The 18,572-nt window shown below is 40.4% G+C and carries 14 protein-coding genes; 6 read left to right on the top strand and 8 right to left on the bottom strand.

Annotated elements, in window-relative coordinates; translation table 11 throughout:
• The first annotated feature begins 174 nt into the window (after positions 1-174).
• The 3 genes from H0W62_13935 (at position 175) to H0W62_13925 (ending at position 5,213) form a co-directional block, all read left to right on the top strand.
• Complete coding sequence (locus H0W62_13935; GenBank protein ID MBA3649622.1) at positions 175-1,083, top strand: hypothetical protein; 909 nt, start codon at positions 175-177, stop codon at positions 1,081-1,083.
• Between the two features lie 17 nt (positions 1,084-1,100).
• Positions 1,101-4,385 (top strand): T9SS type A sorting domain-containing protein, encoded by a 3,285-nt coding sequence (locus H0W62_13930; GenBank protein ID MBA3649621.1) that lies wholly within the window; start codon positions 1,101-1,103, stop codon positions 4,383-4,385.
• A gap of 123 nt (positions 4,386-4,508) precedes the next feature.
• Positions 4,509-5,213 (top strand): SDR family oxidoreductase, encoded by a 705-nt coding sequence (locus H0W62_13925; GenBank protein ID MBA3649620.1) that lies wholly within the window; start codon positions 4,509-4,511, stop codon positions 5,211-5,213.
• 33 nt (positions 5,214-5,246) lie between these two features.
• Here the strand turns inward: H0W62_13925 and H0W62_13920 are convergent, their stop codons facing one another.
• Both H0W62_13920 and H0W62_13915 read right to left on the bottom strand, forming a co-directional pair.
• Positions 5,247-6,440 (bottom strand): LysM peptidoglycan-binding domain-containing protein, encoded by a 1,194-nt coding sequence (locus tag H0W62_13920; GenBank protein ID MBA3649619.1) that lies wholly within the window; start codon positions 6,438-6,440, stop codon positions 5,247-5,249.
• 63 nt (positions 6,441-6,503) lie between these two features.
• Positions 6,504-7,139, bottom strand: a complete 636-nt coding sequence (locus H0W62_13915) for an O-methyltransferase (protein MBA3649618.1) — start codon at positions 7,137-7,139, stop codon at positions 6,504-6,506.
• A gap of 248 nt (positions 7,140-7,387) precedes the next feature.
• Here H0W62_13915 and H0W62_13910 point away from each other — a divergent pair, with 248 nt between their 5' ends.
• Positions 7,388-8,125, top strand: coding sequence for an SDR family oxidoreductase (locus H0W62_13910; protein MBA3649617.1), 738 nt, complete (start codon positions 7,388-7,390; stop codon positions 8,123-8,125).
• A gap of 69 nt (positions 8,126-8,194) precedes the next feature.
• Here the strand turns inward: H0W62_13910 and hflX are convergent, their stop codons facing one another.
• Positions 8,195-9,382 (bottom strand): GTPase HflX, encoded by a 1,188-nt coding sequence (gene hflX, locus H0W62_13905; GenBank protein MBA3649616.1) that lies wholly within the window; start codon positions 9,380-9,382, stop codon positions 8,195-8,197.
• Positions 9,383-9,754: 372 nt separating this feature from the next.
• On the opposite strand from hflX, the gene H0W62_13900 reads away from it, so the two are divergent.
• Entirely contained in the window at positions 9,755-9,871 is a 117-nt protein-coding gene (locus H0W62_13900; protein MBA3649615.1) for a T9SS type A sorting domain-containing protein, read from the top strand.
• A 62-nt stretch (positions 9,872-9,933) separates the two neighbouring features.
• On the opposite strand, the gene H0W62_13895 is transcribed toward H0W62_13900, so the two are convergent.
• Positions 9,934-10,803, bottom strand: a complete 870-nt coding sequence (locus H0W62_13895) for a cyanophycinase (protein MBA3649614.1) — start codon at positions 10,801-10,803, stop codon at positions 9,934-9,936.
• 189 nt (positions 10,804-10,992) lie between these two features.
• Here H0W62_13895 and H0W62_13890 point away from each other — a divergent pair, with 189 nt between their 5' ends.
• Positions 10,993-11,859, top strand: a complete 867-nt coding sequence (locus H0W62_13890; GenBank protein MBA3649613.1) for a T9SS type A sorting domain-containing protein — start codon at positions 10,993-10,995, stop codon at positions 11,857-11,859.
• A gap of 58 nt (positions 11,860-11,917) precedes the next feature.
• Here the strand turns inward: H0W62_13890 and H0W62_13885 are convergent, their stop codons facing one another.
• From H0W62_13885 to H0W62_13870, 4 genes are all read right to left on the bottom strand, one after another.
• Positions 11,918-12,604 (bottom strand): zinc metallopeptidase, encoded by a 687-nt coding sequence (locus H0W62_13885; GenBank protein ID MBA3649612.1) that lies wholly within the window; start codon positions 12,602-12,604, stop codon positions 11,918-11,920.
• A 135-nt stretch (positions 12,605-12,739) separates the two neighbouring features.
• Positions 12,740-13,186 carry a hypothetical protein gene (locus H0W62_13880; protein ID MBA3649611.1) on the bottom strand — a complete coding sequence of 149 codons (447 nt, stop codon included), beginning with the start codon at positions 13,184-13,186 and terminating at the stop codon, positions 12,740-12,742.
• 98 nt (positions 13,187-13,284) lie between these two features.
• Positions 13,285-14,871: a S8 family serine peptidase gene (locus tag H0W62_13875; protein MBA3649610.1), complete on the bottom strand. Its 1,587-nt coding sequence runs from the start codon at positions 14,869-14,871 to the stop codon at positions 13,285-13,287.
• 245 nt (positions 14,872-15,116) lie between these two features.
• Positions 15,117-18,326, bottom strand: a complete 3,210-nt coding sequence (locus H0W62_13870; GenBank protein ID MBA3649609.1) for a sulfatase-like hydrolase/transferase — start codon at positions 18,324-18,326, stop codon at positions 15,117-15,119.
• Between the last annotated feature and the right edge of the window lie 246 nt (positions 18,327-18,572).

The following is an 18,572-nucleotide window of genomic DNA, read 5'->3' as shown; positions in this document are numbered from 1 at the left end:
AATAAAAATTATGGACATGCTTGGCAATGTTCGCCTCAGTGAAACAATGAGATCATCCAACTTTCATTGCCTGGTCAACGACCTGGCTGCTGGGTGTTACCTGATAATGGCAGTCGGTGAACAAGGCAAAGAGCTCTTTAAGGAAATAATTATTAAACAATAATCCTCATTCTTATGAAAACGTTATCTACTCTTTTGGTTTCACTGATCTGTTGGAGTTCTCTTATTGCACAAACAGTAAGTTCCGAAAATGGTTACTGGCTGCCTGCGAAAGGAACGGTGGCAACTCCTATTCAAATAAGAGTACTTGTTGTTTACGCAAACGTAGATTATACTGCCGGTAACTGTCTTACAGCACCTGTGTATGATAACAATGAATGGCCCGCAAATGCTCCACCCAAATGGGAAACAGGCGGTGGAAATTATCCCATAGCTAAACCGTTGTTTGATGCGGATTATACCGGAGCATCGAACATTACAAAGGGGACATTGACGGACTATTTCTTTGAAGCTTCCCAGGGCAGCTTAGTTGTGCTCGGCGATTATGCAAGTGTTATTGTGCCTTGTACCGCCTCCGGCCTAACCGACTACTGTTTTTCCGCCGGCCTGAATGCGCTCGCCTCATACATAACGAACAATTCGACAGCGCATGGAAAGCAATTGACCGACTTCGATATTATTGACAGCTACAGCAAAGGTTTGCAGAAAAGCAATGCAAATGATCCGAACAATGTTATTGATATAGTGTTTATCATTTGGAATCACAACCTGTACGGAAAAATTGCAGGTTCCTGTGCGGGCGGAGCAGGGGTAAATGGTAGCAATATCGTTGCGTTAAGCGATGCAAGTGGTCCCTATACTACTTATCTTGCTTCTTCATGGGGAGGATGCAGCAGGCATGATGCATGGCTCACATTTACCGCTGAATTTCTGCACGGACTTTTCGGAGGGAATAACTGGCATAGCGGCGGAGGGGCTGGACCTTGGACTTTTATGACAGCACCGAAGATGTATTGCACTACCGCACAGTATGATAATCCTTCAGATATATATTGTGGATATGACCGCCATCATCTTGGCTGATTGGAAATAGAAGCACTTTGCTGGGTGCTCTTAATGAAACCGGAACAACACTCATTGACTTTGAGCATTACTCTCAGGATAATAATCCCGATGGTGGCGTTTACATTCTGCGCGACTTTTGCAAATCGGGCGATGCGATCAGGATCAAGCTGCCCTACATTGATTATGTTGGCGGCAGCAATACAGCGCCCGGTGCGATCAAGAACCAATATTTATGGCTTGAAAATCATCAGATGATTTCAGAGTTTGATCATGAAAATAATGAAGGGGCTTTTAATTCCACACCATGGGCAAGCGGAATGTACGCATACATTCAGGTTGGCAAAGACAGGAAACTCACCACCGACCCCGGGCATTCGACAGATATTTTTCAGGATGTTTATGACTACTACGATCCAAATTGCTTAGGTAGTTGGATGATGCCAATACAAGCCGAAGGAAATTTCGATTTCGATTATCGCCCTAATTTAGAGCAACTGGGTGCTTGCTGGCAAAACAGCAGTACCTACGTAGTGCCTTTTGACAAATCATCTTACAATACACTTCCCAACCCATTTACAGGATGCTCTGATTTGTTTAATTACTATGATCGAACAGGAGATGGACGAATTTTGCTCGGATCTCCATATGCTGATAGCAGCGATGTATACAGAGGAGAAGTGGTGAATGGCGCATTTAGTTGCAATATGCAAGGATATGGCGATTCGGAAGATGCATTCAGTCTTGCTTCAGGCAAATCGAAGATTGGTATTTCAACAAATCCTTCGCCTGTTACCGTTTTAACTCTTCAGAGTCATGAATTTAATGTGGCTAACGATATTAATCCGCCAACAAGCAGTACGAGTCCATATTTCTTTGACCAATACGAAAATCGCACGATCCACCTTAATGGATTGTCGATAGAGATTTTAAATGAAATTCCAAACACCACCTGGGGAGCAACAAACATGATGGGTGAAACTCCAGTAGATCTTAAGGTAAGAATTCGTTGGGATGATTATGACATTATTAATGATGCTCGATGGTGCGCACCTGATATTCAACTTCATCCGAGCGTGCATTTTGATCCAGCGAACCTTCCCCTTAATGATCCAACCGAGTATTCGGTAAATATAACAGGCGGACATTCTGTTACGCTCGATCGCGGCGCGAGTCCCACTCAGCATATTGCCTATGATAACGATCCGGTCTCCGGCCAATATCGTTTCGCACAACCCACTGTGATGACCTGCCTGCCCAATTCATATTTTCATATCGATCCATATGGAAGTCTTTACATCAAAAATGGAAGTACATTAACAATGCAAGCGGGAAGCAAATTAGAAGTTCACGAAGGGGCTGCAGTATACGTACAGAAGGGCAGTACCCTTATTCTTGAAGACGGAGCCATGCTTTACATCTGGAATGATGGTTTAGTAGACATAGAACCAGGCGGTAAGATCATAATCAAGAATAATGTAGCAGGTCAGGGAATTCAGCTTAACTACCCGCAATATAACCAATATACAGCCGAGCTGCGGGTGGAAGGTACCCTGAAATTTGACAACGGCGCAGATTTCATTTATCAGGGAACCGGCTTTTACCATTTCATGAATAACTCCAATTTAACGTTGAGCAACAATAGTGATATTATATGGGATGGTGCGGGGCAAGGGCATAAAATGATAGAGCTTGATGACAATGTAGTGCTAACGCTGGACGGTCATCCAGTGACGATTAAAAATGGCGATGTGAGTATCCATAATAATGCGAAGATTAAAGTGTTGAATGCGTCTATAGATGTCAATCATGTAAATTTCACCGGTTTTTCATCTGCGCCTATCGGTAATGAAGGATTATATGGAAAAACAATCAGTACCGTGTGCGACATTAAAAACAGCACGTTTACAAATTTTGCTACAGGCCTTGAGCTCCGGCAGATTGCCCTTCCGCTTCAGGTAAATATCAATACCTGCAGCTTCTCCAATTGCCCTGCCGCCATCAATTGCAACCAGGTAGATAAAATGCGCATCATCGATTGCACGCCTACTTATAATCTTGCTGCTGGTTCCAAAGCTATTTCACTTATCAACTGTAAAAACACTACAATGGACGGCGGTGAGATCCAGGGATACGATCAGGGATTTAATCTGACTGACGTGAAAGCGCTTTACATGGATGGCAGCTCTGTTTATAACTGTAATACCGGAATATACGGTGTAGACTCGAAGATCTGGATGCGAAACGGAGCTAAAGTTGATCAGACACTTGTTACCGGAATGGCACTGTATGGAAGCTGGAACAGTGGCAGCGGCGCGTATACTTCTATGCTTACTATGGGTGATGCCGGTTGTGCTATGGTCGTCAGGGATGGCGGCGCAGGCATAAAAGGAACTAACACTATTTTGAATATCGATCCTGTTACAAATGATATTAATAGCGATAACAATGGATTGTTCAATCCTTTATGGTTTACACGGAACACCGGTAATAGTGCCCTGCTGTTCGACATGTGCTACACGCAAGCTTCAAATCCTATAACTACGATCAAGGCCCGAAGAAATATCTGGTGCCCGCCTGGCGGAGTAAATGTCCCGCCAGCACCGTCGAGCTATAAGTTTCAGAATTCAGCCACTTGCTCATCATCGGGCGGAGTAACATTCGACAGACAGCCTATATCTGTGTGCGTTCCTTCAACGTATGATTGTTCGTTTTGCAATGGCCAGGCAAGAATAGCCGATTCGGGAGAAGAGGATTCATCACTCTCAGTCTCCGATATTGTAACGGATGCCTTTAGTGATGCCTATGATGATTTTATAATAAAGGATAATGATAATACCCGTGAGAACTTCTCCACCCTTTCTGTTCTTGGCTTAAATTACGACTCCTTAAACACCTCCTGGACACTTACTACAGTTGACGGCATTGAGTTACCTACAGTAGATTCCATCGTTAACCTTATAATGGTAGCGAAAATATTAGATGAAGAAATAGATAGCAGTGCCGAAAGACTTTCGGGAGAAAATGTGGAAGATATCTTTGCAAAGTATTATACACAAATGCAAAGTGGTTCTAAAAGTAAACCATCTATGCTCTTTGTATATCCAAATCCAGCACAGAAGCAGGTTACCATAGAATTGAGAGGAACCTCCGAAATACGGAAAGTTATATTGTTGGATCTCTTAGGAAGGTCTTTTTACCATGGAACTATAGATTCAAAAGTTTCAGTGGATGTAAGCATGTTTCCGAAGGGTTTTTACCTTTTGAAAGGTTTGAAGGCTGATGGTAGTGTTGCTGAACTGCAGCAATTTATCGTTCAATAGTATTAAAATCAAAAATAATGGAAGATACCAAATTGTAATTTTAATATTTGAATTCAACTGCCTGATGCTGAAAATGACGATTTCCAAAAATAAAGCTACGTTTGGGATTATCGGAAGAACAATATGAATGCAGTAATTACAGGAGCTACAAAAGGCATTGGAAAAGCAATTGCAGAAAAATTTGCTGCAGAAGGCTTCAACCTTGCCATCTGTTCGCGTAATAAAAAAGAATTGGATCAGTTCTGCGAATCGCTGCAGCAGAAGTTTCCGGATATTGACATACTTGCACAGCAATGCGATGTTTCCGATAAAAAACAGCTAAAAGTTTTTGCCGATCTCATAAGGAGCAAATGGAACATCCTTTCGGTGATAGTTAACAATGCCGGAATCTTTTTGCCCGGCCAGGTGCACAAGGAGAAAGGGGGAACATTGGAAAAACTGATCAGGACGAACCTGTACAGTGCTTATTACCTCACCCAGTTTTTAATTAAGATGATGATCCGCGAAAAGAGCGGTCACATCTTTAATATCTGCTCCACTGCCAGCCTGCAGGGCTATCCCAATGGTGGATCATATGGGATTTCAAAGTTTGCATTGCTGGGTTACACTAAAAACCTGCGCTTGGAAATGATTCCCTATAATATTAAAGTTACGGCGTTGTTACCCGGGGCTACGCTCACCAATTCGTGGGAGGGCATGGATCTTCCGGAGGAGCGTTTCATGAAGGCAGAAGATATAGCCCGCGCAGTGTGGAATGCCTTCATCCTTTCACCGCAGACAGTAGTAGAAGAAATCCTGATAAGGCCGATGCAGGGAGATATAAATTGATTGCGGCAAGAAAAGCACCTTAGAAATTCCCTTTCACTTTTCAACTCTTAATTTCTCACCAACATATATCTGGCTTGAGCGAAGCTTGTTAATTCCTTTCAGCTCATCAATAGTCAGATTATATTTTTTAGAAATAGAAAAGAGGGTATCGCCTTTTGCCACTACATGATATTGCGGCTTTAACAGTTCAATTTTATCAGGGCTTATTTTAGAAATTTTTACTGAATCTTTAGTGACAGCAGTTGCTGTTAATGGAGCCACTTCTCTTTTTTCCCGCAGATAAATAACTTGACCGGATGCAGGTTGTGCGCCCTGATCGAGCAAGTTTTTTTTATACAATTCGTCGAGCTGAATACCATGGTCACGGGCAATATCAAACATAGTCTCACCTTCTTTTATGATTACCGTATCTGCGTCGCCATGACTGCGTTTGGGCTGCAGGTAAACCGTGTTGCCTGCAACCAGCTGTGAGGCAGTAGAAATATCATTATATCGCAGAAGACGTTTCATGCTGATTTCATAAGTAGTAGCGAGATCCTTAAGCGATTCTTCCGGCTGCAGCGTAACTGTTTTTATGTTATTGAATATGGAAATACGCTCTTCCGCATTCACACTGGTTAAAGAAGAATTTACTATTTCGGGATTTCCTTCTTCCTTAATGTTCAATTTTTTTTCTTCTGATTGGTTGACCTTTGCAAACCAGGCAGCGCGTTCTGCATCTTCTAAATCCCACTGGTGCAGATCATAGTCTTCTATGCATTTTATAAGAATGCCTGCATAGTGCGGGTTAGTGGCATAGCCGCATTTTTTTAATCCTTTTGCCCATTCTTTATAATCATCCGCGACATAAGTAAATAATACAGAATAGCGCTGATGCATCTTTAAAAAATCGGAGTGGTCTTTAAAAGAATCGAGTGCGGAAGGATATTTACGAAAGCACTCATTTTTACGATCGTCGTCATATAAGTAAGTTTCTCCATTCCAATCATCATGACACTTTACTCCAAAATGATTATTAGCCTGAGTGGTCAGTGGGCTTTGACCGGCAGAAGATTCAATAATGCCCTGGGCAAGTGTGATGCTTGCAGGTATTCCGGTTCGCTGCATCTCTTCTATGGCTATATCTTTATATTGATTGATATACTGATCTACCAGTTCATCATATGATTGCGCAAATGATCTGTAACAAATAAAAAAGAGAAAAAAAAATACAGTTCTTAATTTCATTCCTATCGTGTTTTACGCTGGAAATAAACGCTTACGATTTCCATCTTCGCGTGAATTGTGCAATCATTTTTTCCTGATCATCATTACGCCATCCCGTAACGGCAACAATATATGCTCTATACGAGGATCACTTTTAATCTTATTATTAAATGCAATTAATGCCTGTGTTTCTTCATCAGGCTCATTTCTTACTACTTTTCCACTCCATAAAACATTGTCTGCCAAAATCAACCCACCGCTATTCACTTTATCAAAAACCATATCGTAATAGCGGCTATAATTTTGTTTATCAGCATCGATATAAACCAGGTCAAAAACCACATTCAGCAAAGGAATAATTTCAACGGCTTTTCCTATAAGAAATTTTACACGGTTAGCGATACCCGCTTTTGATAAGTATTTCTCTGTTGTTTCTTTTAATTCTTCATTTGTATCAATAGTATAAAGAGTGCCATTATCCTGCAATCCGGCGCTCAGGCAAATGGCAGAATAGCCGGTAAATGTCCCAATCTCAAGAATATTCTGAGGCCGAATCAGTTTGCTTATCATTCGTAAAAACTGACCTTGCAGATGACCGGAGAGCATTTGCGGCATTAAGATCCGGGCGTAAGTTTCCCGATTGAGTTCTTCTAATACATTATCTTCTGCAGTTGTATATTGCTGCGAATAGTTTTCAATTTCTTCAGGAAGGAAATTCATGGATGTATATTATCAGCAAAGGTAAAAAGCCTAAAGAATAAGTAAATAATTTAGCAGTGTATTTACAAACAAGAATTTCTGAAGTGACCAGTTTAATATCCCTCATAAAAGGACCAGGTAATATAAGTCTATAAGTAATTCTCCAGACAGGGGTTTACAATTAAAAGAATTTAATTGTTAAATCGTCTCATAAATAAACTCAGGTGAAAAATACTGCACTCATAACAGGCGCTTCCGGTGGCATAGGAATGGAACTTGCAAAAGAATTTGCTAAGCATAAACATGACCTGGTGTTAATAGCCCGCAATGAATTAAAGCTTAATCAGCTTGCAGAGCAGTTAAGACAGCAGTTCAAAGCAGAAGTGATGGTGATTATAAAAGATCTGTCACAAAAAGGAGCAGCAGCTTTTATTTTTAATCAATTAAAAAGTGCGGATATACAAATTGATTACCTGGTAAATAATGCCGGTTTCGGTGACTTTGAAATGTTTATAGATGCTGACTGGAATAAGCTGGAAGAAATGATGAACCTTAACATGGTTACGCTAACGCAATTCTGTAAATTATTTTTACCCGGAATGAAAGAAAGAAAGGGTGGAAAAATTATGAATGTAGCCTCCACGGCAGCATTTCAGCCGGGCCCTACCATGGCGGTTTATTATGCAACCAAAGCTTTTGTATTGCATTTCAGCGAAGCAATTTATGATGAATTGAAGCCTTACAATATAACGGTTACAGCTCTATGTCCGGGCCCAACTGAAAGTGGCTTCCAGGAAAAGGCTGATTTGCACAATTCTAAATTAATAAAAGGTAAAAAGCTGGAAAGCTCCGCAGAGGTAGCAGCATATGGCTACAAAGCAATGATGAAGGGCAAGGCAGTTGCAGTGCACGGTCTTGTAAATAAGTTAATGGTTGAATCAATTCGGTTTACGCCCAGAAACCTCGTTGTTAAAATAGTTCGCAACATGCAGAATGAAACCAGGTAAGACATGGTTCAATTCCAGATGTTAGTTTAATAAGGTATCTGCATACACTTTTAATTGTTTGAGACTGTCTTAAAAGAATGCAGCCTTATACGGATATCGCTCTAAATAGAGTTCTTTAACCAGGTCATAGACCTTAGTTTTCAGGTCATCCACATGTTCTTTTTTGGTGGCTGAAATGAATACAGCATTTCCATTCGTTTGCTTGCTCCAGGCATGTTTTAGATTGCGCAGTAATTCTTCACGAACCGTTTCAGAAAGAAATTCATCAAAATAATTTTGTTCGTAGAGGTCCATTTTATTAAATACCAAAAGAGTAGGTTTATTCTGTGCTTTTAATTCAACGAGCGTTTCATTAACCACCTGAATCTGCTCTTCAAACTGAGGATGAGAAATGTCTACCACGTGCAGCAAAATATCTGATTCACGAACTTCATCAAGCGTCGATTTAAAACTTTCAACCAGGTGATGGGGCAGCTTACGAATAAAGCCTACCGTATCACTAAGAAGAAAAGGCATACGGCCCATTACCACTTTTCTCGTGGTAGTATCCAGCGTTGCGAACAGCTTGTTTTCGGCAAATACCTCTGATTTACTGAGCACATTCATTAGGGTAGATTTACCTACGTTGGTATATCCGACCAGTGCAACGCGGATTAACTCTCCTCTTGATTTGCGCTGTGTTTGATTTTGCTTATCAATTTTTTCGAGCTCTTTTTTTAACAGCGCTATCTGATACTTTACAATACGGCGGTCCGTCTCAATTTCTTTTTCACCCGGTCCGCGCATTCCTATTCCTCCGCGCTGGCGCTCAAGGTGGCTCCACAGTCCCTTTAAGCGTGGAAGCAGGTATTGAAGCTGCGCCAGTTCCACCTGTGCTTTTGCCTGAGCCGTGCGGGCCCTATTGGCAAAAATGTCGAGGATCAGGTTGCTGCGGTCGAGAATTTTAATCTTTAATTCCTTCTCAATATTATTGATCTGCTTTCCTGTGAGATCATCATCAAAAATTGCCAGGTCTATCTCTTTTGCTTCTACATAGTCTTTTACTTCCTCCAATTTTCCGGGGCCAATAAAGGTGCGCGGATCAGGTGCATGGAGCTTTTGAGTAAAACGTCTCATAGTTATAGCTCCCGCAGTTTCAGCAAGGAATGCCAGCTCATCAAGATATTCATTCATCTGCTCTTCCTTTTGCCCGCCATGAATAAGTCCAACTAAAATACTTTTCTCCTGAAGGTGTTGTGCTTTTGCTACCAGCGTCATGATAAAACGGTTATAAAATCCATATAATTATTTGAGTGGTGATAGGATACTCTAAAAGATTATTTTTCTAAAAATACATTTTGATTAATGAATGAAACAAACAAATACCATGGTTCTTTTCCTATGTACCATATGAGATACGGCAGTTTCTATTTGTTTAATAAAAGCCGGTAATAAGCCTGTTACTATCGCGAGATCAGGGAGCGTCGCAATTATGCCGTAATACATTTAAATTTTTTTTCATAAATTTCATAGTTAAGATTAATACATCATGCTGGAATATCTCTCCATCCTTATGTTTCTGATTACAACACAAATTAGTCACTCTGTTATGCCTCCTTTCGGCAAGAGTTTACCAATCATAAAAAATGTATCTTAACCAAGCAGGAATACACAGTTCCCCTTCAAAGTTTTCCTGATGGCATTTTAATATTGAGGGTAAACACCGGATCAAAAATAGTGACCAGGAAATTTATTAAACAACAATAGCTTACTTAAACTAGCGCTGTTATAATAAGCTGCGATAACTATTAGAATTAGCACTGTATAAATTAATTTTTTATCCTGAACTTTTCTTCCGGCAGATAAACAGAGACATCGATATCTTTTGCGCCCATTAAATAATGGCTGCCTTTTATCACTTTTTTAGGGTTAGAAAAAACGATGACCTCACTTGCTCCAGTTACCGTTGCAGAATCCTGGTGAACTATTAATGCCGTGGCTTCATCAATGCCTATACATTGATATCTCGGATATTCCATGATAGCGGAGAACAAACGGTTATATCGGCTGCGTGCCACAAAATGCATATCTACAATCACCGAATCCAGCAAGTCTAACCCTTCCGTCAATTCCAGGTTATTGCTATGAATCACTTTAAAGGTGGATGAATAAACGGTATCCTGTAACTGATTGCCGGTGATCATCTTTTCGCTCATCACTGCAGCTCCGGCGCTGGTTCCTCCCACAAGTGCGCCGTTGAAATAAGCATCATGAACAATCTGTTTTACATGTGAATTCTCTATCAGCCTCATGAACCGGCTTTGATCTCCCCCACTAATAAAAATGATCTTAGCTCCTTGCAAAGAATCTGATTTCTTTCCATCGTAAACAGCTGCAGAATCAAACTTGATAGCATTCTGACCCGTAAGATGATAGAACTGTTCATTCTCCCAAATGTAAGTGCTGTCATCACTGCTGGATAAGGTCATGATAGCAACATCATCGCCTTTTTTCCAACCTGATTCATCAATCATGCGTTGCATCAGTTTATCATTTCGATCGCCACCTCCAATAATGAATAGTGTACCCTTTGGGGATGTTTTTGCAGGTACTGGTTGTATCTTGTTTTGTTTGCATGACTGGGAAAAAATTAACGCCAGCAGGAAGAAAAAAGAGCATAGGACGGAATTTTGTTTCATTGATGCTACTAATAGTAAAATTCTTCAGGGAATGAAAAATATTGACACCTGCAAAATGAGAAATTGATTTGAAATTCCGCTATTCAGAGATGAGGATTTTGATATTAAACTATTCCTTTTAAATCTTTAGCAGCAAAGCAGTTTTTTAAAGTATTTTTCTTTATTTTTAATAAATAAAACCCGAACTTCATGAAAAAAGAAAACTCTACACTCCTCAGAAAATTAGTATCCTATTCGGCACTTGCAGCACCTATTATTGCAGGAACGACTAACGCCAACGGACAGATCGTTTATACAAACGTGGAGCCTGATGCTGTTGTTCAAAAAAATGGTGGTAATTATGCGCTTGATTTAGATGGAGATTCCAATACGGATTTTCTCATCCAGATATATGACACCATCAGCTCAAAAAATCATATAGTCCGTCAGGTTTATGCAATACCTTATCCCGGTAATTCTATAGCTGCGAGTACCAATGGTACGAGCTATGTTTATCCATTGGCTTTTAATGCAGGCGATGTTATAGACGCCAAAAAAGATTGGAGTACGTTTTCATCACAATACATGGCCACATTTGTAGGTACCAATCCTGGCGGAGATTTGCTGGCAACCTATGGAAATTGGTATAACGTGAAAGATAAATACCTTGGTTTGAGGGTTACTGCAGGTAACGGATTGCTCTATGGATGGGCAAGACTGGATGTGACTGCCAATAAAGACTCTGTCTACTTTATTGTTAAAGATTATGCTTATCAGTCCATTGCCGATTCAGGTATTGTGGCCGGAGATATGGGGCCAGCCGGGGTTGGAATTGCATCAGTAGAGAATCACCATGCAAGGATATTCACTTTTGAAAAACAGGTCTATATTTCCTCACCTTCTGCAAAAGGTACCATGAACATTCAGGTTTTTAATTTAGCAGGCCAGCAGGTTAAAGCCCTTTCTACAGATAAGAATGAATACCAGTTTTCACTTGCTGATCTTCCAGGCGGATTATACCTTGTAACAGTGGGGCAGGATGGTGCGATGGTAACGAGAAAAGTTTCTTTGAGATAGCCATAAAAAAATAAAAGCCCGTTCTCAAGGAACGGGCTTGTTTATGATTTCGCTTTAATCAGTTTCTTCTTCCTCCCGAGTAAATCATAATATAATAAACTAAAGTAGCAAGAGATCCGAGCGCAGCAACTACATAAGTCATAGCAGCCCACCAGAGGCCATCTTTAGCTTTTGTATAATCCTGGCTATTCATAAAACCGGTTTTATCCATCCAGGCAAGGGCCCGTTTACTGGCATCAAATTCTACAGGCAATGTAATAAAACTGAATAATGTAGTCAATGCAAAAAGAACAATACCTGCAAGTAACAATTGCGGAAACATCCGGATTGTTAATATTCCCGCCAGTAAGATCCATTGCATCCAACGGGAAGAAAAACTGACCACGGGAACCAGCTGGGAACGTAATGTAAGCCATCGATATGCCACAGCGTGCTGTACTGCATGTCCGCATTCATGGGCAGCAATAGCAGCCGAAGCGATGCTTCTTCCGCTGTAGATTTCCGGACTAAGATTAATTGTTTTATTCATTGGATTATAATGATCGCTTAGGTAACCTTCGGCAGAAATGATCTGCACGTCCAAAATTCCATTATCGCGAAGCATTTTCTCTGCTACGTCTTTTCCACTCATTCCGTTCGGGGATGGGTATTTGCTGTAGGCAGTGAGTTTAGAGCGAAGTCTGGCCTGTATGATAAAGCCCGCCACCAGCAATCCAATCATGATAATAAAAATAAAACCAGGCATCTCAATAAGTTTAGTTGAACATTACAGTAACAAAAGTAGTACAGTTAATTTTATTGTGTCTTTTTGTCAGAGTATTTAAAGGCGGAAATTTCAGGCAAATAAAACTAAATGACAGGGATTCTCTAAGAAGGTTCGTTACTGATGTACGTAATAATCAGTCACATTTTGTCCTGTTGTTTTAAGACAAAGAGTATCTTGTATAAACCATAATTCTTTCTCCATTGCATCTTTACTTTCTGTATCTGTAGAAAAACTGATTGATATAAGTTTATGACCGTTATCACTCTGTACTTTTTGGCTGTAAGTACCGCTCATAAATCTTACGGGCATTGCATCTACACCGCCGGAAGAATACGTTATGGAATCAGGAGCTATAAAGCAATACTGTTCCGGCCAGGCAGCCCATTTAGGATCGCCGGTTCTGAAGACGCGTGTTACTCTTCCGGAATCATTTTTTTCTAAAGAGAATTTCCAGCAACCAACCAGGTTATCTGTAATTTTTGTAGAAGAGCTGAGTACATTCTTAGTACAGGCATCTGTTATGGCTACAGAGAGAAAAGTTAAAAGAAGGATAAGTCTCATAATCGATCCATACAGTTACGGCGGTTCTGTTAACGAAGATAACAGTTAAATGGTGTTCCGATAATGATATTACTGCAGGTTGAAGGAAAGACTAAAAACTATTGCTTCATCTTCTCCGCAATTTTTACTGCATTATAGGCATTCACCACACCATTAGTTTGGGAGATTTTTTTAAGTTTTATCTTTTTATTGTCACTTCCGGGTAAGGTTATTTTTCCAGGAATTTTAACCACGCTTTTCATCAATACTTCTCTAACCTGTATAGCTGTCAGGCCAGGGAAATACGCACGAATGATTGCGGCGACTCCGGCAACAGCCGGCGAAGCCATACTGGTACCCTGCAGGTTTTGATATTTTGCATCCGTAACGGTAGAATAAATTTTCACTCCCGGGCCCCACAGATCCACACTTCTTCTTCCGTAGTTTGAAAATGAGGCTACATTTTTATCATAGGAAGAAGCTCCTACTTCAATCCAATTGGTTGCTGTGCCCGTCCCATCCGAGTAGTGAGCATTAGGATAATGATCATTTACATCATCGTCTTTACTATCATTTCCCGCGGCATGAACCAACAGGACGTCTTTGCTGGCTGCATATTTTACTGCCTCATCAACGGCTGCTTTATTATATCCATACGATTTTCCAAAGCTCATATTAATTACTTTGGCTCCATTATTTACAGCGTATCTTATGCCATTTGCAACATCTTTATCACGTTCATCGCCATCAGGCACTACACGCACAATCATAAGTCTTACATTATTTGCAGCGATGCCTTCCACCCCTTCACCATTTCCACGTACAGCTCCTATTATTCCTGCAACATGAGTACCATGCATTGATTCGGGTCCTTTTACATCATTATTCCCATAAATACGCTCTGAAGCATCTTTGTAATTATCGCCGACAATATATCTCGGATCAAAATCCAGGTTGTACATGTAATTCACCTGCGCCTGCACTTCCATAACGCCGTCATTCATTTCCCTTAGAGCATCGTGCAATGAATAACCATGAGATAAAAAGCTGAGCAGCAAATTTTTTGCTATGGCAAGTGAATCATTTTCAGGTTGAAATGAGGAGACCTGGTCGGCAGTGGGATCGTCGTTACTCAACTCTGCCGATAAGCGCTGAAGTGATTTAGCCATATTACCATAGAGTGTATAGTTGAATTTGGAAGTCATGGCTTCTCTCGTAAAATCCTGCTTCACTTTTAAATATCGCTCATAATCAGCTTTGTCCGCAGGCGAAATTTTGGAAGAATCGCTGTTACCAAATCTTGCATTGAGATCGCGGTAAACCCTCGTTATTTCCAAATTGTCATATTGCACATCACCATCTTTTCCACCAATAAAATTCCATCCATGTATATCATCAATGTAGCCATTGCCATCATCATCTATTCCATTGCCGGAAATTTCTTTGGGATTAGTCCAGACATTTGCCTTAAGATCAGGATGCTCAACATCTGTTCCCCCATCAATAATTGCGACAATTACAGTGTGACGAGTAAGGTTTTTTAATAATTCGCTGTAAGCGCGGTTATCACTTACTCCGTAATAATGGTCGAGTTTAGGGTCCAGATGGAACCAATCCTGAGGAATTGATTGGCCTGATATAGTTTGCCAGCAAACAGCACTCAGTAACACGGCCGCAATAAGTACCAGGCGCAATCTTTTTACCATGGAAAGTGATTTACAATAACTTTAGAAAACGAGGCGGCGAAAATAAGGTTTTAATGGTAATAAGAACCAGAACCGGTTTCAGTTTTCGACCAGAAATTATTTTCCTTAGATAAATCCCCAATCATTAATAGATTTATTAATTCCTTCGGAATGAATTGCTATTATATAGTATGGAATTTTAGTTTTTATATGGGAATAGTTCCTGTCTTTTAAATAGGTAAAATACAAAAAAAAGTTTTGAGGTTCTAATTTGCAATAATGACTTGCGCTGAATAGATTCTGTTATTTATAAGCACACTTACCATGTACATTCCCTCTCCAGAATTGAGAGTAATTTTTTTTACCACTTCGGTTTCATTGATGGAAAAATCTTCGGCATAGATTATTTGGCCGAGAATATTTCTTATTTCAAGGGTCGCTAATGTATAATCACCATTGGCCTTAAGCAGATCTTCCGGTAAATTAAATTTGACTGTGAATTTGTTATTAGCAGGATTCGGAAAGATGGATAAAACGAAAGAATTTGGAAGAAACATAGAATGCTCCCGGCATGTTTTCGTGACCTTTACTCCCGCTGATGTTTTACTGCAGTTGCTGCTGTTCGTAACCATAACTTTATAGGTGGCTGTTTTAGTTGCAGTATAATTTTGTCCTGTTGCTCCCGAAATATCAGCGTTTCCTTTAACCCATTGATACCTTAAGCCTGTTCCTGAGTTGGCTTGTAATACCACAGAGTTTGTCTGGCAGATATTCAGATTCCCTAACGGTGTAATGGTAGCTGTGGGAAGGCTGGCCAAATTAAGAGATGTAGTGGCAGAGGTGCCTGAACAATTAAAGGTATTCGTCTCTTTCACCTGATAGCCTGCTGCAGTCTTCGTAGAATAAGTTTGATTGGTAGCGCCGGAAATATTCTTGTTATTTTTTAGCCATTGATAAGAGATCCCCGTTCCGCTATTAGCGGTTAAGGTTATAGAAACTCCGCTGCAGGTGGTTACTGTTCCCGCGGGCGAAATGGTTGCAGCAATGGTATTTTCATCTACAATGCCATTGCAGTTATCATCTATGCCGTTACATGCATCGGCTGCTCCAGGATGAATATTTCCATTTGCATCATTGCAATCTGTATTATTTACTACATACCCCGAAGGTGCGGCACAAGCCTGCATGATAACAGTAGATTTCCCATAACCATCTCCATCACTATCCTCATAATAAGAGGATTTTACTCCCTCATCCACCTGTGAATTGCAGTTGTCATCAATACCGTTACACGCTTCTGAAGCTCCCGGATGAATATTTGCATTTAAATCATCGCAATCAGTATGGTCAGCCACATATCCGTTTAAAACCGAATCTCCTTCAGTACTTACATCAGGGTTTCCGAATCCATCGTGATCCTGGTCCGCGTAGAATGTTGATTTCTCATCAGTTAATCCATCGCAATCATCATCGATGCCATTCATTACCTCTGTTGAATTCGGATTAATGCGGGCATTGGCATCGTTGCAATCTGAAGAATTTAGGACATATCCATTTGGAACGCTGCATGCGGAAGTAGAATTATTTGCATTACCATAACCGTCTGCGTCGGCGTCTGCATAATAAATAAATTTTACTCCTTCATCAGTTTCCCAATTGCAATTATCATCAATGCCATTACAGTTTTCTGCTGCTCCGGGATGGATGCTGAGGTTGGCATCATTGCAATCCAGATCATTTGAAACATAACCTGTGGGAGCATTACAGGCGACGGTAAAAAAGGATGGGTTGCCATAACCATCATTATCTGCATCTGAATAAAAGGTTGATTTTACTCCTTCATCAATTTGGCCGTTACAATTATCGTCAATGCTATTACAGATTTCCAATACTCCAGGATGTTGACTTGCATTATTATCATTGCAATCACCGCTCATTAAAACATATCCGGAAGGAGCAGTAGTACTTTTTTTACTGATATCGGGATTTCCATAACCATCTCCGTCTGCATCCTGGTAATACACTGACTGCATTTTACAATTTCCAGGCAGAGGCTGAAGGGTGTCATTCGTGCTTAACCGAAAGCTGTCCCGTTTTACCCGGAACTGTTGAATAACGGAAGCATATGAAGGATCAAATATTAAATTATTATTTTCTTCAGGATCTGATATAAGATCAAAAAATTCTTCGGTAGAGCTGCTGCAATAACTATAGATATATTCATAGCTTAAAGATCGAATGGCTTCCCAGCAATAATCATCGGCAGGATAGAATTCAAAGAAAAAATCTTTACGGTGCACTTGACCCATTGCGAGTTGATGCAGCGAGATGCCATCCATTCTATAAGTATTCGGAACTCCGGCCGCCTCGAGCAGGGTTGGTGCAAAATCAATATTAGCAGCAAATTCATTGTCAACTACGGTTCCTGCTTCAAACCATTTCGGGTAACGAATGAAAAGAGGCACCCGAAGCGATACATCATAAGAAAGTTGTTTCTCCTTAAGATCGTGCTCTCCAAGAAAAAACCCATTATCACTTGAAAAGATAATCAGCGTGCTGTCAAGGATATGATTGGCTTCCAGATAACTGAGTACGCTGTCTACGCTGTACTCAGCAGCCTGACAAGTTTCATAGTAATCCCTGATGTATTGATCAAGGTATGCTGAGTCACCTGAATATTGATGGGCGGGATACAGATAGGAAGGAAAATTTTTCTTATAAGAAGCAAAGTTGTCAGGGAAAGTAATAGGGACATGCTGGTATAAAGTATCTTCCCCGGTTAGCGCCTGCAAAGGAGTGTGTGGAACACGGTGAAATAAAAATAGCATCCAGGGTTTACCTGAAGGTACTTTGTTTGTAAGAAAGTCGATTGCAAAATTTGTAAAGATCACGGCATCATGGCCCTGATATTTTGCAGTGGTTCCGTCATTAAATGTAATGGACGGACTTAAATGAGAGGCTACATTTGAAATTGCCCAGTAATTAAAACCAATAGGTGTGTCAGGCAAAATATCACTGAGGAGCCATTTGCCGACGAAGCCGGTGTAGTACCCTGCATTCTGAAGCAAGCTTGAGACATAAGTCAGCCCTTTTTTTGGTGAATGATAATTATCAATGGCCCCGTGATGATGAGAATATAAACCCGTATAGATAGACGAGCGGCTTGGCACGCACAATGAAGTAGTGACGCCCGTATACTTAAAATTAATCCCCTCCTCAGCAATGCGGTTTATAGCAGGAGTGCTGAAAAAGTCTGGCCCACCGTTGGGTGCAAACATATCGTACCGGGCATCATCCAGCAGAATTACCAGGATGTTAGGTGGCTTTGAATTATTCGACTGGGCAGTAATTGTATTCGAAACAAAGCTTTGTACAAACAATAATGAAATACAAATAAATAGCCGGGCAGTATATTTATTCAGGTGAAAAAATGTTTGATTAACATTTTTATTAGTAATTGCTAAATTGTTTTTCATAAAATCGGGTTTATATAATAATTGGAAGAGCGGATTATTCACTCCTCAACTAACGGATGCCTCACAGAGCAAAAGTGAGCGCTCATTACCTTATCATGAATAGATACAGATCATGACATCCGGTGGTATTTTTCCATTTATTCATAAGAGATGAGATTTTCATATTAGTGTATATAGTCAAAGTGAAATTATACGCTGTAGACGCATATGATGTAAAAATATGTAAATTATTAAGATATATCTTCA

It is taken from the genome of Chitinophagales bacterium, assembly GCA_013816805.1.
Lineage (GTDB): Bacteria > Bacteroidota > Bacteroidia > Chitinophagales > UBA10324 > MGR-bin340.
Note: the sequence above shows the minus strand (reverse complement) of the source record. Positions and strands in the feature narration are given on the sequence as shown.

Bases quoted from the DNA above. Each gene is read 5' to 3' on its own strand.
- H0W62_13935 (MBA3649622.1), top strand. From the start codon at position 175: ATGAAAACGTTATCTACTCTTTTGGTTTCACTGATCTGTTGGAGTTCT.
- H0W62_13925 (MBA3649620.1), top strand. From the start codon at position 4,509: ATGAATGCAGTAATTACAGGAGCTACAAAAGGCATTGGAAAAGCAATT.
- H0W62_13920 (MBA3649619.1), bottom strand. From the start codon at position 6,440: ATGAAATTAAGAACTGTATTTTTTTTTCTCTTTTTTATTTGTTACAGA.
- H0W62_13915 (MBA3649618.1), bottom strand. From the start codon at position 7,139: ATGAATTTCCTTCCTGAAGAAATTGAAAACTATTCGCAGCAATATACA.
- H0W62_13910 (MBA3649617.1), top strand. From the start codon at position 7,388: ATGGAACTTGCAAAAGAATTTGCTAAGCATAAACATGACCTGGTGTTA.
- hflX (MBA3649616.1), bottom strand. From the start codon at position 9,382: ATGACGCTGGTAGCAAAAGCACAACACCTTCAGGAGAAAAGTATTTTA.
- H0W62_13895 (MBA3649614.1), bottom strand. From the start codon at position 10,803: ATGAAACAAAATTCCGTCCTATGCTCTTTTTTCTTCCTGCTGGCGTTA.
- H0W62_13890 (MBA3649613.1), top strand. From the start codon at position 10,993: ATGAAAAAAGAAAACTCTACACTCCTCAGAAAATTAGTATCCTATTCG.
- H0W62_13885 (MBA3649612.1), bottom strand. From the start codon at position 12,604: ATGCCTGGTTTTATTTTTATTATCATGATTGGATTGCTGGTGGCGGGC.
- H0W62_13880 (MBA3649611.1), bottom strand. From the start codon at position 13,186: ATGAGACTTATCCTTCTTTTAACTTTTCTCTCTGTAGCCATAACAGAT.
- H0W62_13875 (MBA3649610.1), bottom strand. From the start codon at position 14,871: ATGGTAAAAAGATTGCGCCTGGTACTTATTGCGGCCGTGTTACTGAGT.
- H0W62_13870 (MBA3649609.1), bottom strand. From the start codon at position 18,326: ATGAAAAACAATTTAGCAATTACTAATAAAAATGTTAATCAAACATTT.